14 protein-coding genes are annotated in these 16,352 nt (G+C 42.5%); 11 read left to right on the top strand and 3 right to left on the bottom strand.

All coding sequences use genetic code 11. From position 1 onward, the window contains the following. The first annotated feature begins 10 nt into the window (after nt 1-10). The 6 genes from CKK33_RS11630 to CKK33_RS11605 all read left to right on the top strand — a co-directional run bounded on the left by CKK33_RS11630 (nt 11) and on the right by CKK33_RS11605 (nt 10,385). Nucleotides 11-2,404 carry an ABC transporter permease gene (locus CKK33_RS11630; protein WP_095704271.1) on the top strand — a complete coding sequence of 798 codons (2,394 nt, stop codon included), beginning with the start codon at nt 11-13 and terminating at the stop codon, nt 2,402-2,404. Nucleotides 2,405-2,453: 49 nt separating this feature from the next. Continuing rightward, the gene (locus CKK33_RS11625; RefSeq protein WP_095704270.1) at nt 2,454-4,859 is read left to right on the top strand and encodes an ABC transporter permease; all 2,406 of its coding nucleotides are present in this window, start codon (nt 2,454-2,456) and stop codon (nt 4,857-4,859) included. Between the two features lie 214 nt (nt 4,860-5,073). After that, nucleotides 5,074-6,492 (top strand): glycoside hydrolase family 125 protein, encoded by a 1,419-nt coding sequence (locus CKK33_RS11620; RefSeq protein ID WP_095704269.1) that lies wholly within the window; start codon nt 5,074-5,076, stop codon nt 6,490-6,492. A gap of 47 nt (nt 6,493-6,539) precedes the next feature. Then, nucleotides 6,540-9,014, top strand: coding sequence for a glutaminase family protein (locus tag CKK33_RS11615; RefSeq protein WP_095704268.1), 2,475 nt, complete (start codon nt 6,540-6,542; stop codon nt 9,012-9,014). 170 nt (nt 9,015-9,184) lie between these two features. Continuing rightward, nucleotides 9,185-10,105, top strand: a complete 921-nt coding sequence (locus CKK33_RS11610) for an MBL fold metallo-hydrolase (protein ID WP_095704267.1) — start codon at nt 9,185-9,187, stop codon at nt 10,103-10,105. 25 nt (nt 10,106-10,130) lie between these two features. Then, a complete protein-coding gene (locus tag CKK33_RS11605; protein ID WP_095704266.1) occupies nt 10,131-10,385 on the top strand; it encodes a DUF3820 family protein in 255 nt (84 codons plus the stop codon). On the opposite strand, the gene corA is transcribed toward CKK33_RS11605, so the two are convergent. Then, a complete protein-coding gene (gene corA / locus CKK33_RS11600) occupies nt 10,380-11,501 on the bottom strand; it encodes a magnesium/cobalt transporter CorA (RefSeq protein WP_095704265.1) in 1,122 nt (373 codons plus the stop codon). The genes CKK33_RS11605 and corA overlap by 6 nt on opposite strands. Before the next feature lie 7 nt (nt 11,502-11,508). Next, entirely contained in the window at nt 11,509-12,093 is a 585-nt protein-coding gene (locus CKK33_RS11595) for a WbqC family protein (RefSeq protein ID WP_233138197.1), read from the bottom strand. Between the two features lie 136 nt (nt 12,094-12,229). Here CKK33_RS11595 and CKK33_RS11590 point away from each other — a divergent pair, with 136 nt between their 5' ends. After that, nucleotides 12,230-13,264, top strand: a complete 1,035-nt coding sequence (locus CKK33_RS11590) for a glycosyltransferase family 2 protein (RefSeq protein WP_095704263.1) — start codon at nt 12,230-12,232, stop codon at nt 13,262-13,264. Nucleotide 13,265: 1 nt separating this feature from the next. On the opposite strand, the gene CKK33_RS11585 is transcribed toward CKK33_RS11590, so the two are convergent. Further along, the gene (locus CKK33_RS11585; RefSeq protein ID WP_095704262.1) at nt 13,266-13,961 is read right to left on the bottom strand and encodes a DUF3291 domain-containing protein; all 696 of its coding nucleotides are present in this window, start codon (nt 13,959-13,961) and stop codon (nt 13,266-13,268) included. 74 nt (nt 13,962-14,035) lie between these two features. On the opposite strand from CKK33_RS11585, the gene CKK33_RS11580 reads away from it, so the two are divergent. The 4 genes from CKK33_RS11580 to CKK33_RS11565 are packed head-to-tail and all read left to right on the top strand — an operon-like array spanning nt 14,036 to nt 16,303. Further along, on the top strand, nt 14,036-14,518 hold the full coding sequence (locus CKK33_RS11580) for a GAF domain-containing protein (protein ID WP_095704261.1): 483 nt from the start codon (nt 14,036-14,038) through the stop codon (nt 14,516-14,518). Next, nucleotides 14,511-15,161 carry an alpha/beta hydrolase gene (locus CKK33_RS11575; RefSeq protein WP_095704260.1) on the top strand — a complete coding sequence of 217 codons (651 nt, stop codon included), beginning with the start codon at nt 14,511-14,513 and terminating at the stop codon, nt 15,159-15,161. Before CKK33_RS11580 ends, CKK33_RS11575 begins: the two co-directional genes overlap by 8 nt. Beyond that, entirely contained in the window at nt 15,158-15,760 is a 603-nt protein-coding gene (locus CKK33_RS11570) for a DNA-3-methyladenine glycosylase (RefSeq protein WP_095704259.1), read from the top strand. The genes CKK33_RS11575 and CKK33_RS11570 overlap by 4 nt, the downstream gene beginning before the upstream one ends. A 42-nt stretch (nt 15,761-15,802) precedes the next feature. After that, the gene (locus CKK33_RS11565; RefSeq protein ID WP_095704258.1) at nt 15,803-16,303 is read left to right on the top strand and encodes a pyridoxamine 5'-phosphate oxidase family protein; all 501 of its coding nucleotides are present in this window, start codon (nt 15,803-15,805) and stop codon (nt 16,301-16,303) included. Nucleotides 16,304-16,352: the final 49 nt, after the last annotated feature.

Raw genomic sequence — 16,352 nt, 5'->3', positions numbered from 1 at the left:
TTTAAAAAAGATGCTTAAAAACTACTTTAAAACTGCCTGGCGCAACGTTTTAGCCAATAAGTTTTATGCTGCCATAAATATAACCGGACTAACTGTTGGTTTGGTGGTGGGGATTTTTATGTTGCTTTGGGTGCAGGACGAATTGAGCTATGACCGTTTCAACACCAAAGCCGATAATATTTACAAGGTCGGAATTGTTGGCGGCACCGGTTTAAGCAAACAGATCTTTAGCAGCATTATAGCCCCGGTAGCAACCTTTGCCAAAAAAGAGATACCGGAAGTTAAAGATGGGGTACGTATCATGTCCGTAGGGGAAGCTCCATTTAAGTATAAAGACAAGATTTTTTACGAAGATAATTTTTGCTTCACTGATCCATCTTATTTTTCAGTTTTTGATTTCCCGTTGATCAGGGGCGATAAACGAGATCCATTTCCCGATAACAATTCAGTTGTAATTACAGAAAGTACCGCCAAAAAATATTTTGGCAATGAAGATCCGATAGGTAAAACCGTTGTTATCGGACAGAATGAGCCTGTTGCCGTTACCGGCGTAATTGCTGATTATCCTAAAAACTCCAGTTTTCAGTACCATGTGATGTTGCCTTTATCAAGGTTTAATTACCTCGCCTACGTTAAAAGCAAAACCAGCTACGATGGTAAAACAACGGTGCCGTCGATGGATGCAGACTGGTCAAGTTTTTCTTTCCAAACGTATTTACTTACAAAGCCAAATACTAACGCCGCTAAGTTGGAAAAAAAGCTGCAAGCGATACATGAGCGGCAAAAACCGGAAGATGCCCCAGTGCCATATCTTACACAGGCTTTACCTAAAATGCACCTCTACCAGGCTGATGGTGCCGATGGCGGTATGTCAACCGTTCGCACATTTGGTATTGTGGCAATCATGATACTGGTTATAGCATGTATCAACTATGTCAATCTCTCAACCGCAAGGGCAATGCTTAGGGCTAAGGAAGTGAGTATGCGCAAGATCATCGGCGCGGGGAAATTTCAATTGTTTATGCAGTTTATGGTAGAAACAATGCTGTTATTTGCTTTAGCCGCGGTATTGGCCATTACATTGATGTTCGTTTTGTTGCCGTATTATAATCAATTCTCCGGCAAGCAGATCACGTTAAGTTTAACCAGTTTTAACGTTTGGGCTTGTATAGCTATAACGCTAATTGGTACCCTAACGGCATCGAGCATTTACCCGGCTTTGCTACTTTCTTCGTTTGAGCCATTGAAGGCCTTAAAAGGCAAGATCACCGCCGGTATAGGTACCGCTGCATTCCGCAGGATTTTAGTAGTGTTGCAATTCAGTGTATCGGTAGTGCTTATTGTAAGCACGCTCATCATAGGCAAGCAGCTAAAATACATCCTCACAAAAGACCTTGGTTACGATAAAGAAAATATACTCACCTTCACTATGCGCAGTGATATGCACAAGCATGCTGATGCGGTGATGAATGAGCTCCGGAAGGATCCCTCTATTTTATCGGCCACCGTATCCAGTCGCAACATGGTTGTTGGAGGCCCCTCAACCGGTAATAACGATTGGGATGGCAAACCAAAATCATCCAACCTATGGTTCAATCAAATACATGGCGATAAGAATATTATTGATTTCTTTAAAATAAAGCTCATACAAGGCAGCAATTTTACCGGCGCCGTTGCGGATAGTTCGCACTTCATTATCAATGAAACAGCCGTTAAGGAAATGGGCCTTACCGGCAATGTGATAGGTAAACGCCTCAGGATACAAACCATTAACGGAACCATAATTGGGGTGGTTAAAGATTTCCACTTCCAAAATCTTCATAGGAAAATTGAGCCCGTTGTTTTCCAGTATAGTCCGGCGAACAGTTGGCGTGTTTACCTTAAAACTACCAATGCCAATGCCCAAAGAGCCATTGCCGTTAGTACAGCTGTGTGGAAACAGTACAATAACGATGTGCCATTCAACTATGCATTTTTGGACGAAAGCTATCGTAAAATTTATAGTGACGATAGCAGGCAGGGCCAACTCTTCAATATATTTTCTGTAATAGCCATTGTCATCTCGTGCCTGGGGTTGTTCGGCCTGGCTACCTACTCAGCGCAGGTTAAAACGCGCGAAATTGGTATTCGCAAGGTTTTAGGCGCAAGTGTAGCCCGAATTATAACGCTGTTAGCAAGCGAATTTATGATACTAATTGCTGTATCTACCGCTATCGGGTTACCTGTGGCCTGGTATGCCATGAACAGATGGCTGCAGGACTTTGCTTACAAAACCAGCATTGGTTGGTCGGTATTTGTGTTCTCGGCGTTTGCTGCTACTGCCATAGCTTTGGCCACTATTAGTGTTCAATCGGTAAAGGCCGCACTCGCAAATCCTGTTAAAAGCTTAAAGAATAACGATTAGGGGCCGTTTAGCAAACGGCTTTATTTAATATAATTTTATTGCTTGAGAGATGTTAAAAAACTACTTTAAAACCGCCTGGAGAACTTTTTGGAAACACCGCTCAACAGGCTTTATCAATATTGCAGGTTTATCTGTTGGCATGGCCGCTGCCGTACTCATATTTATTTGGGTACACAACGAGTTTACGTTTGACAACGACCAACCCAACGCTGAAAACATTTACCGGATAACCAGTCACCTTGCTATTGACAAGAACGAAACTTGGGTATGGGAAAGCTCTCCATACCAGTTGGGATTAGAAGCAAAAAAGACCATGCCCGAAGTTACTGCAGTTACCAGAGTGCTTCCAATGAAGGGCGTGCCGTTATACCTTGATATCAACAGTGAGTTTTTCAAAGAAGAAAATGCTGCTTACGTTGATCAATCCTGGTTTGATGTTTTTAACGCTAATTTTGTAATTGGGAATGCTATAGCGTTCAATAAAAATCCATTCAGCATTATCCTTTCAGAAAGTACGGCTAAAAAGTATTTCGCCAACCAGGATCCAATAGGTAAAACTATACGTATCGATTCTGCTAATTACCAGGTGCAGGCAGTGGTAAAAGACGCTCCTGCAAACTCGAGCTTTAAATTTGATTTGTTCATTCCCATTGCAGCAAGGCAAACTGTACCGCAGGAAAAAAAGAACGATATGGGATGGGGAAATTTTTCTTATATCACGTTCGTCAAATTTAAACCCGGAACTAATTTAAAACACGCTCTTGAAAATCTAAAAGGCATTATTAAGCCACACCGGGATAAGAATGATAATCTCAGCCTCACTCTGAGAAATTTAAAGGAGATGCATTTTGAAGACGACCTTCAGGGTTCGGGCTTAGTGCATGCCGATAAAAAAGTGGTTTACATATTTGTTATTTTAGGTGCATTGCTGCTAATTATAGCCTGTATCAATTACGTAAATCTAACTACTGCCCGGGCAAGCCTCAGGTCAAAAGAGGTAAGCGTTAAGAAGATCGTTGGAGCAGGCAGGGGGCATTTGTTTAAACAATTTGTGACAGAGTCGGCAGTAATCAGTTTGTTAGCCCTTATTCTAACAATAATTATTATAAGTGCGGCTTTGCCTTCTTTCAATAGCTTTACTGATCGTAACTTCTCCTTAACAACAGGTTCAGGTTATCTATGGTTGATCATAACAGGTACTTTGATGATTACTATCGTGCTCAACAGTATATATCCGGCAATGCTGCTATCGTCTTTTAAGCCCCTAAGTGCATTCAGGGGCGGAAGCGTGATGAAGATAAAAGATACATCACTGAGGAAAGGATTAGTAATAGTGCAATTCACGTTCTCTATCTTCCTTATCATCGGGGTTATTACCATTTACAAGCAATTGTCTTTTGTGCAATCTCAAAATCCGGGGTATGATCGTTCTCAGGTCATGTCTTTCAATCTTTCATGGAAGTTACTAAAGGGTATGAATGACCAGCAAAAGGCTGCTATTAAATCAACCTTAAAGCAAGCGATCTTGCAGGAACCAACTGTAAATGCTGCTTCGTTGGTTGGTATGGAATCTATACAATCAAACGGTAGCTTTTCATCAGGCAGTGCCGATTGGGAAGGCCGGCCTAAAGATTTTAACCCAAGTATCACTTACTTTAACGTAGATGGCGATTATACCAAACTGGTAAACATTAAATTTGCTTCAGGACGGTGGTTTTTGCCGGGCAGTGCTGATAAGCGTAACGTAATTATTAACGAGACCGCTGCCAGGCAATTTAATATTCATAAACCTTATGTTGGCCAGCGTTTTGTAGCTCAGGGCGATACCGGAGTTGTGATAGGTGTAGTAAAGGATTTCAACTTCCAATCTATGCATGCTAAGATAACGCCGGTTGTGTTTAAATTAAATCAGCAATGGAACTCAAATTACCTTGTTAAAGTCGCGCCGCATAAACAGGCACAGGCTATCGCCAGGATAGAAAGTATCTGGAAGCAAAACTTTCCTGGCCAACCATTCTCTTACCAGTTTTTAGATCAGGAGTTTGATAAGATTTACCGTGAGGATGCGAAGGCTTCAACGCTGATGTCTGGCTTTGCAATAGTTGCCATCATTATATCTTGCCTTGGGCTATTCGGTTTGGCAGCATTTACGGCCGAGCAAAGAGGTAAAGAAATAGGAATACGCAAAGTGTTGGGTGCTTCAATCGCGGGTCTTGTATCGTTGCTTTCCGTTGAGTTTGTTGTATTGGTAATAATTGCTTTAATTATTGCTGCGCCATTAGCGTATTGGCTAATGAATCTGTGGTTGCAAAATTTCGCCTACCGCATATCACTACAATGGTGGATATTTATAGCCGCCGGTTTTGTTGCCGTACTGATAGCGTTTGCAACGGTTGGTTTACAAACTATAAAAGCAGCTATGGCAAACCCGGTTAAAAGTTTACGTAGCGAATAAGGTAAAGTACGTATGTTAAAAAGCTCCCGTGTGAAAACATGAGGAGCTTTTTTTATGAATTAAGTACGTGAACAAAATGATTTTTTGTTTATGTACAAACTTATAGTTTAATGTAAAAACATAATATAATAACTTTTCCATATTAAATTTAATTTGTAATTATGCGGGAAACCAAATCAATACAGGTTTTTCTAATAATCACACCTAAATAAAAATGAAGAGAAGGCAATTTATCGGCAGCACCACCTTGCTGGGGGCGGGTGTTTTTTTAAACAAGATTTCACTTGCGTCACCAAATGCTGCTTTCCCGGTAGTAAGGATTGCACCGGCTCAACGCAGGTTTAAAAGTACATCCGTTGAAAAGGCTATAAGCGAGTTTAAGTCAAAAGTAAAAAACCCTGAACTGGGCTGGCTTTTTGAAAACTGTTTCCCTAACACGCTGGATACTACCGTTACCTATAAACTAATCGACGGCAAGCCCGATACTTACGTAATTACAGGTGATATTGATGCTATGTGGTTGCGCGACAGTAGTGCTCAAGTTTGGCCTTATATCGCTTTTATTAATAAGGATGCTGAATTGAAAAAGCTGGTGGCCGGTGTAATTAACCGTCAGGTCACCTGTATTTTGCGTGACCCTTATGCAAATGCCTTTTACGATGACCCCAACAAGGTAGGTGAGTGGAAGGACGATGTTACAGACATGAAACCAGGTCTTCATGAGCGTAAATGGGAGATAGATTCTTTATGTTATCCTATACGCCTGGCCTATAAATACTGGAAACTAACGGGCGATACCACGCCGTTCGATGCCCGCTGGAAATCGGCTATTGAAAATATATTAAAAACATTCCGTGAGCAGCAGCGCAAAGAAAATGACGGCCCATACTCTTTCCAGCGCAAAACCTCTTGGGCTACAGACGGTGTACCTATGAATGGTTTTGGGTACCCGGTTAAACCGGTAGGCCTTATTTGTTCGGCTTTCCGCCCGAGCGATGATGCTACCATTTATTCATTTTTAATACCATCTAACTTTTTCGCGGTAATAAGCCTTAAACAAGCGGCAGAAATGGTAACGGCAATTACTAAAGATACAGACCTTGCCGCGCAACTAAACGCGCTGGCTGCCGAGGTTGATGCCGCTCTGCAAAAACATGCCGTTATTGATCATCCTGATTATGGTAAAATATATGCTTATGAAGTAAACGGGTTTGGCAGCTTTAACCTTATGGACGATGCAAATGTACCGAGCTTACTGGGCCTGCCATATCTGGATGCTGTTAAAAATACCGATCCTGTTTACCTTAATACCCGTAAAATGCTGCTGTCATTAAATAACCCTTTCTTCTTTAAAGGAACAGCTGGCGAAGGTATCGGCGGCCCGCACATTGGTAAGGATATGATATGGCCAATCAGTATCATCATCAGGGCGCTTACCAGTAACAACGACGCGGAAATAAAAGAATGTATAGAGATGCTGCGTAAAACGCACGGTGGTACAGGCTTTATGCATGAGTCGTTCCATAAGAATGATCCTACCAAATTCACGCGTAAGTGGTTTGCATGGGCCAATACATTGTTTGGCGAGCTCCTGTGGGAAACTTACACACAAAAACCTCAATTATTAGCTTAATTGATAATTGATAAATAGTTATCTACCAATTGAATAAATGCGTTTCTATGAGAAAATCTATTAAGTTATTTTGCACGGCCATTATAGGTCTGCTGGGTAATGAAATGGTATATGCCCAGGCAACCAAGGCGCCGGCCTATCCATTAATTACGCATAACCCATATTTTAGTGTATGGTCTTTTACCGACAAGCTGAACGAGTCAACCACGCGCCACTGGACCGGTAAGAACCAGTCGATGATCGGCCTGATAAAAGTGGATGGTGAGGTTTATCGTTTTATGGGGAAGCAGCCGGTTACTTATCGTACGCTATTGTCTTCTGGTGAAGAGGCTCCTTATGCAGTTAAATATACCGAAACAGCACCGGCTGCGGGCTGGGAGGAGCCGGGTTTTAATGCCAGTGGCTGGAAAAGCGGAATGGCGCCCTTAGGAGATGATCCCGCCCAGGTAAAAACCGTATGGAAAAGCCGGGACTTGTGGGTAAGGCGTACTTTTAAATATCGTAAAACGGATGTTAATAAACTGATCTTGCGTTTGCGCCATGACGACCAGGCCGAGGTATACCTTAATGGCGAAAAGATAAATATTAGCGATGGTGCAAACGGCGAATTACAACCGATTCTACTCAGCAAAAATGTGCTGGATAAATTAAAGGATGGTGAAAATGTGCTGGCCCTCCATTGCACCAACACAGGTGGGGGTGCCTGGCTTGATGCCGGTTTAGCGGATGAGCAAAAACCCCAGGAAGGCCAGGATATTAAAATAGCCGAACAGACAGAGCGTATCCTAACAGCAACTCGTACCATTTATAAGTTCAAGGCTGGTAAAGCTAACCTTGAACTTACTTTTACTTCGCCATTGTTAATGGACAATCTCGATCTGTTGTCACGGCCGGTTACCTATGTGCATTTCAAAGTTTCCGCTACTGATGGTAAAAATCACAAGCTAAAGGTTTATTTAGGTGCATCGGCAGATCTGGCCCGCACTGCACCTGTACAACAGGTGGTTGCTCAAGTTAATAGCAATAATGGCTTACAGATGCTTAAAGCCGGCACAACGGAACAACCTATACTTAAAAAGCGAGGGGATGACCTGCGTATTGATTGGGGGTATGTATACATAGCAGCACCAGTTGCCCAGGGTCGTGTAGCGCAATACGTTAGTAACACCGAACAATCTGTTCCATCATTCATCAATAATAAGCCGATTACCGGTATTTCAAAAGGTACGGATATCGTACTGAATACTGTTATTCCGTTTGATAAAGTTGGCGCGGCATCGGTAGAAAAATTTATTGAGATAGGCTACGATGATATTTATTCCGTGCAATATTTTGGTAAAAACCTGCGCCCATGGTGGAACAGGAATAATAATAAAACTATTACAGGTGAACTAACGCAGGCCGCTGCAAACTATAAAGCTATTATGGCCAAATGTGTGGCTTTTGATAAACAGCTTTATGCAAAGGCATTAGCGGCAGGTGGGGATGACTACGCTAAACTATGCGCCATGGCGTACAGGCAATCTATCTCCGCGCACGCGCTGGTAAAAAGCCCTCAGGGTGAGATATTGTTCCTGTCAAAAGAAAACTTTAGCAATGGTTCCATTAACACAGTAGACGTTACCTATCCATCCGCTCCATTGTACCTGGTATATAACCCCGACTTATTGAAGGGGATGTTAAATGGCATATTCTATTACAGCGAGAGCGGTAAATTTAAAAAGCCCTGGGCAGCTCATGACCTGGGTACTTATCCCATAGCCAACGGGCAGACTTATGGCGAGGACATGCCTGTGGAAGAATCGGGTAATATGGTGCTGTTGACCGCGGCTATTGCACGGGCAGAAGGCAACGCCGCCTATGCTAAAAAGCATTGGAAAACGCTTACACAATGGGTAAACTTTTTGGTAAAAGATGGCCTCGACCCAACTAACCAACTTTGTACCGATGACTTTGCGGGCCACCTTGCACGTAACGCCAATTTATCCTTAAAGGCCATAAATGGTATATCCGCATACGCTATGATGGCGCAGATGCTTGGAGATAACGCGACTTATCAAAAATATCATGCAACTGCTAAAGATTATGTAGGCCGGTGGATGCAAATGGCTGATGCAGGCGACCACTATTCATTGGTTTTTGGCAAGCCGGATACCTGGAGCCAGAAGTATAACCTGGTTTGGGATAAGCTGCTCAACATACATATTTTTCCGCAGGAGATCTATAACAAGGAGATCAAGTATTACTTGTCTAAACAGAACGACTTTGGCTTACCGTTAGACAGCCGTAGAACTTATACAAAATCAGACTGGATCATCTGGACAGCTTCATTAACCAATAACCAGGATGATTTTAAAGCGCTGATAAATCCTATCTACAAATACGCTACAGAAACCCCTACAAGGGTACCGCTCAGCGACTGGCACGAAACTACCGATGGAAAACAGGTGGGGTTTCAGGCCCGAAGTGTTGTCGGCGGATATTTCATGAAGGTGCTTGAAGACAAATGGCTAAAAAAGTAACCAATGAATAAACACTAAAAAGGCGATCTATTGATTGCCTTTTTTCATAAATAATACCTTGCATTTCAATTATTAACATTCCTTATCTTACTAACAACTCAAGCCAATCCCAAAACTTTTGTTATTAGCTACATGTTAATTTAATAACCAATTTAGATTAATATCAGGTAATGAGTGCTAAGTATTTTCAGGTGGCGCAAGGCGTGTGGGGGTTGAAACAGTATTTTGTAAATGTGTACATGATAGCTAACCGCAGAAGCGCGGGAAAGGGCTGGGTACTGGTAGATACGGGGATAAAGGGTTCTGAAAAAGATATTATAGCAGCGGCCGAAAAACTTTTTGGCCCCGGCACAAGGCCTGCTGCCATAGTACTTACCCATGGCCATGCAGATCATTCGGGTTCTATAAAAGAGTTGTTGAAACATTGGAATGTGCCTGTTTATGCTCATAAACTCGAAATACCTTATTTAACAGGGCTTTCATCTTATCCACCTGCTGATCCCGGTGTTGGAGGAGGGCTAATGACCATGTTGTCATGGATTTGGCCGGTGAAGCCTATTAATATTAGCCGAAACCTGCGTGAGATAGATATGTATGAGGGTATCCCCGAATTACCGGAATGGAAAGTGATCCATACGCCGGGGCATACGCCAGGGCATATCTCGCTTTTTTTACCTTTGAACACTACGCTTATAGCAGGTGATGCATTTACAACAACGGTTACTGAATCAGCAACTTATTTATTGGGTAATATCAAGCATATCAGCGGCCCGCCTAAATACATTACTACAGATTGGAAGGCTGCAGAGCACTCGGTTCGTGAACTTGCCGAATTACAGCCACGTATCGCAGCTACAGGCCATGGCCCTGTAATGCGTGGCAGGGAGCTTACAACGGCATTAAACCAACTATCAGAAGATTTTAAAACTTTGGCATTACCGGAAAACGGCCGGTACGTAAAGCGTGCTGCTATAGCCGATGAGCGTGGTGTACGCTATGTGCCACCGGTAAAAGTCGGGGCCAAGCAAACCATAGGCTTTGCGGCTGCAGCGTCTGTAGCTGCGTTTCTGTTAGTCCGCAGCCTGTGGTAAGCCTTAATTGTTGTATGTTTACGGCGTGGAAAGTATTACGCCCGATCCCCGCATTTTAATTGATATTGTAAACACGCGCATGCCTTTTGGTAAATATAAGAATACCTTGTTGTGCGACCTTCCGGTGTATTACCTGGAGTGGATGCATAGCAGGGGAGGCTTCCAACCAGGTAAGCTGGGTATGATGTTGAGCACCGTTTTTGAGATAAAAACTAATGGTGTTGATAAACTTTTGGTGGAAATAAAAACAAAATACGGGCGAAATACTCCCCGCTTATAATTTGTTGAACCAGCCTTTTTTCCAGAATACAACCAACTGTATTACCGCCAGCACAAACATCCCAATTAGTGTATACACGTAGCCATGGTGCGCGTAAAGTTCGGGCATATTATCGGGTATAAGCCGGCCTTTCGCATCCTGGCGGCTAAAGTTCATACCGTATACTCCTGCAATAAAAGTTAGAGGGATAAATATAACCGAGATAATGGTGAGCACCTTCATGATCTCGTTCATACGGTTACTTACCATGCTCAGATACAGATCAATAATGCTGCTGGTTACCTCCTTATAGCTTTCAACCATATCCATAGCCTGTATGCAGTGGTCATACGCGTCGCGCAGGTAAATTTTAATTTCCTTGCTTATTTCGGGGCTTTCGCTGCGGATCATATCATTGATCTTATCGCGTTCGGGCCAGCATGCCCTGCGTATAATAATCAAAGTGCGTTTCAGTTGCTGGGCATCAAACATGATGCTCTTATCGGCCGATTTGTATAATCGGTCTTCAGTGGTATCTACACGGTCACCGATCTGGGCCAGCAAAACAAAATAATTATCAAGGATAGTATCTGTGAGAGCGTAAAATATATAACCTGCACCAGCTGTGCGAATAACACCTTTTCCTGCTTTTAAACGCGTTTTTACAGCCTCGAAGTAGTCACTGTAATCTTGTTCAAAACTAATAATGATGTTATCTTTTACTATGCTGCTAAACTGGCAGTTTACAAGCTCCTGTTCATCATTAAAATACAATATCCTGCTGGTGCCAAAAACATAACCATCGTACTCGTCAAACTTAGCCCTTTGATGCGTGTTCACAATATCTTCAAGTACCAGCCTGTTAATGCCTAAAAACGTACCAATGTCTTCTATTAAAGCAGCATCACCAAGGCCATTGATCTTGATCCAATGGGTATGCTCTTTGCACTTATCAATTTGGCGGGTTATGGTTTCCATATCCGAACCTTTGCTGCTCAGCAATTCATGCTCATTAAATGAGTAAACATGTATGCGGGGCTTTAATGCATCCTCAGGGATGTTTATGGTGCCCGGTTGTGAGCCAACCTCATACTTCCCGCGTTTATGTTTATATTTTACCCTGCCGTTGTAGCTCATTTAAATCCTATAAATAGTTTATAGCCTGAGGGCCCTGGTTAAATAACAGGTCCACAATACTCAGATTGGGCAAGAAGCCCTTTCGTTCCTCAAAAACTTGAAAATACGGCTTTTGTTCTGTTACTTTTTGGCTTTTGGCGTTAAAGGCGCCGCGCAGGTCTGTTAATCCGTTGTAAGTGGGCTCGTAGTCCTCCGTAAATTTTACTTCGAGCTTTATTTTCATTAGTCGAAGTATCAGCTCAAATAATTCCCGGTTATAATCCAGCAGGTATTCATATCGCTTTTCATAAAACGGGGCAAAGTCATTCTCATAATATTCAAAATATGCTGATCTGCGGTAGCAGGCCTGCAGGCTCATCCAGTGTAAACGCTGCCACCTAAAATCGTAGCTTATCTTTACATCACAGGTTTTGGTGTGGTTTTTAGAACCTTTTATAACCGGCACAACCAGATTCAGCAAACCATCGGGCGAATAAACATTAGCCCGGTTGCGGTAGGTTTGTTTAGGGAAGTGTTCCTGCGCTTCAAACACCACATTAGGCTTAAAAGCCATCAGTTGGGTAAAGTATTCAACAGGGGGCAAGTAAAACATAGGTAAAACAGCACCGTTAGCAATCATATATATTTTTTATGTTTGTGGCAAAATTGGGAAAAATGTCAAGAAAAGCGGCTTGGGGCGCCGGTATATTTTTTATGCCGGGTTATGCTATGGTCCATTTGAGTAAATTATGACGAACACACCAAGGGTTGCCGTGGTGATACTGAACTGGAATGGCATCAAATACCTACGCGATTTTTTACCCTACGTTGTTGCCTCCACCTGGCCGGGCCTGGATATTGTAGTGGGCGATAACGGTTCTACTGATGGATCGGTAGAATTTTTAAAAAGTGCCTATCCCCAAATCAGGATCATAGAAAATAAAGCTAACTACGGTTTTACCGGTGGCTATAATCGCGTGCTCGCGCAGGTGGACGCCGATTATTACATACTGCTCAATTCGGATGTGGAAGTACAACCAGGATGGATCGAACCTGTTATCGCATTGATGGAAAGCGATGCTACTATAGCCGCTGCCGCGCCGAAGGTTAAGGCTTATCATCAAAAAACACATTTTGAACATGCCGGCGCAGCCGGGGGCTTTATAGATAAGTTTGGTTATCCGTTTTGCCGTGGTCGTATATTTTACGAAATAGAAGAGGACAGGGGCCAGTATGACATTACCGGAGAGGTATTTTGGGCTACAGGCGCCGCCATGTTTGTAAAAAAGAAATACTGGGACGAAGCAGGTGGGTTTGATGAGAGTTTTTTTGCCCATATGGAAGAAATTGATCTTTGCTGGCGGCTAAAAAACATGGGGTATAAAGTAATGTATTGTGCCGAATCAACCGTTTACCACGTTGGGGGTGGCACGCTCAATTCCGAAAACCCGTTTAAAACCTACCTTAACTTTCGCAACAACCTGTTGCTGTTAAAGAATAACCTGCCTGTATGGCGTGCATTCTGGATAATCGGGCTGCGTTTCTGGATGGATCTGTTGGCTTTATTCCGTTTCCTAATGGAAGGCAAACGTAAGGATGCCTGGGCCGTTAGCCGTGCCCATCAGAATTTTGTACGAAGGTTATTTAGCAGCAAAAAAGGTAAAACCACTAAAATTAAAAATGGCTCGCTGCTTACCGGTATGTACAACGGTAGTATGGTATGGGAGTTTTTTGTAAACAAAACGCATACGTTCGATAAGCTAAATCCCCTGAAGTTAAGATAGGTTACAATAATCCGTTTAATGGATCATGTCCGTTAATGGTGCCATTGCTCTCTAATATTTGGAACCTTGCAAAAAGCTCCTCACTATACCAGCCTTCGCTACGTGTTTTTTTGATCACCTCGGCATGCTCCTTACTCTTGTAAGCAAAAGCCTTCATTTGATCAAAGCTTTGCCATATAGAGAAAGTAGCCTGCCTGTAAACAGGCGCTTCGCCTACACCAACAGAAGTAATATATCCGGGAGCTTTGGACATAATATCAGCCACTTCATCCACATGCGACCAGAAGTTCTTCAATCGGCTCATTTTTATGGTAGCGCGGGTAAGTACGGCTATAGGGCCATCGGTTTCTTTAGTATCAGATTTGCCAAAGGGTTCTTTGCCATCCCATTTTCCGTGGCTTTGTAGGGGGCGGCAAATAATAGTCCATTGTTCTTTAGCAAATACTTTCCACCATTTACTCACAAATGATCTTTGCGCGAATTGCTCATAATCATCCGTCGTATTCCAAACTGCAAGTAAACCCCATTGTTGCCAATCGGGCTGCAGATCAAACGTGCCATTGCGGCCTGTGCCCAACAATTTCCAGAAACTGCAACCACTCTGCAGCATTAAAGGCAGCCGGTGTAAAGCCATAGAAATAAGCGCAAAAGGTATCATCGCTTTTGGGTAACGTACAATGGTGAGGCTAACAATCATTTAAATGCGAATTAAAATATTAAATATGATATTTAGCTTATTTACTTTCAGGATAGTGTAATTACTTTTGCTGCATGGCAGAAGATCTCAAAATAACCCATTCAACCAATAAGGAAGAGCAATACCAGTCATTGTTACCGCAAATACAAGGACTGCTTGATGGCGAGACCGATCTGGTCGCTAACCTGGCTAATATTGCAGCTGCTTTAAAGGAGCAATTTAAATGGTTTTGGGTAGGTTTTTATCTGGTTAAAAACAATGAGCTGGTTTTAGGGCCTTTCCAGGGGCCTGTGGCATGTACGCGTATAGCGAAGGGCAGGGGTGTTTGTGGTACAGCCTGGGATAAAGCCGAAACTTTAATTGTGCCTGACGTGGAAGCTTTTCCGGGGCATATAGCCTGTAGTTCGCTGTCAAAGTCAGAAATTGTACTGCCGCTATTTTCACATGGAGAGGTAATAGGCGTATTAGATGTAGACAGTGAAGAACTGGACACCTTTGACGAAGTGGATGCCCGATATCTGAAACAAGTAACTCAGCTAATTAAATTTAATGCCTAAGGCCATACTTATATCCGGCTTAGGTGCCGATAAACGGCTTTATAAACATATTCTTATTCCCGATGGATATGAAGTGGTATATGCAGACTGGCTGCTTCCAAATGAGGATGATACTTTAGTTAGTTATGCTCAAAGTCTTATAAGCCAATATAATATATTAACTGGTGATGTGGTGATAGGTGTGTCGCTTGGCGGTATTATATCTACCGAAATAGCAAAATCTATTTGTCTCCGTTGCGCAATCCTAATCTCCAGCATAAAAACAGATGCGGAAGCTCCCATATATTTTAAGGTCTTTCGCAAATTGCCCCTATACAAAATTATCCCGGGTAAGGTGTTTAACAGAATGAGCTTTTTGGTAGAGTATATTTTTGGCGCTATGCCTATGCAGGATAAGATGTTATTTAAAAATATGCTTACAGGTTCTTCGCCTAATTTTTTAAAATGGGCTATGGGCGCGGTGCTTGCCTGGCGTAATCAAACCGTACCAAAAAATGTTTATCACATAATTGGCGACCATGACCTGGTTTTTCCTTACAAAAACATAAAAGCACCCACTGCTGTCATTAAAGGGGGGACGCATATGATGGTGTTTGACCACGCCGATGAGATCAATAAGATCATCCATCAAATATTAAAATGAAACTACCTGAAGAGTATTATGAAAGCCAGGATGTGGTAGCGCTTAGTCGCGACCTTTTGGGTAAATATCTTTTTACCCGCATTGATGGTGAGCTTACCGGAGGTTACATAGTTGAAACAGAAGCTTACGCCGGTATTATTGACAAAGCCTCACATGCTTTTGGGGGGTGTTTTACACCCCGTACACAAACCATGTATATGCAGGGCGGTATCATTTATGTTTACCTTTGTTACGGTATACATGAAATGCTTAATGTAGTGGTTTCTGCAAAGGATGTACCGCATGCTATTTTAATTAGAGCTATACAACCTACTGATGGATTGGAAGTTATGTTGCGCAGGCGAAACGTGGATTCAATAAAGCCTAACCTTACGCGTGGCCCGGGATCCGTAGCTAAAGCACTCGGCATTTCGCGCAAAATAAACGCCGAAAGCCTGCAAAGTAAAACGATTTGGATAGAAGACAGGGGATTAACGTTTGCAGATGAGCAAATAGCCGCTGTACCACGTATAGGTGTTGATTACGCCGGCGATGACGCGTTATTGCCTTATCGTTTTTATGTACGTGAAAATATTTATGTAAGTAAACCCAACAAATAATTGTTTACATGGTTGTTTTCATGATTATATATAGAAAACAATATGAGCAGCGATTGGTCAAGAACAGAAGGCCTTGAATATTTAAAGGACAAGGTTAAGGAAATTAAAACAGCTATGCTAACCACTTATACGGAAGAAAAGGGTTTTCATAGCCGCCCAATGGGCACCGCGGATATTGATAGTGAGGGTAATATTTGGTTCTTTACTAATGAGTACTCGCCAAAAGTAAGTGAGATATCCATGGAGAACACGGTTTCGCTCACGTATTCAGACGTAAAAAACCATACCTATTTAAGTATTGTCGCTACCGCGCAAGTGGTTGAAGACAGGGAAAAGATGAAAGAATTATGGAATCCGTTTATCCAGGCTTTTTTCCCGCAAGGATTAGATGATCCGAAACTTACCTTGCTAAAGGTTATCCCTAACGATGCCGAATATTGGGATAGCAGCAGCAGCCGGATGGTAGTGCTATTTAATATGCTAAAGGCTACGCTAACCGGCAAACAATACGACGAAGGCAAACACGGCAAAGTTGCACTTTAAAATATATTCGTATAAAAAAGCGAGCCCCTCATCAACCAATGAGGGAGTC

The sequence above is a fragment of the Mucilaginibacter sp. MD40 genome (assembly GCF_002288635.1).
Taxonomy (GTDB): Bacteria; Bacteroidota; Bacteroidia; order Sphingobacteriales; family Sphingobacteriaceae; genus Mucilaginibacter.
The sequence above is the reverse complement of the archived record's forward strand: the minus strand, read 5'-3'. Positions and strand labels throughout refer to the sequence as shown.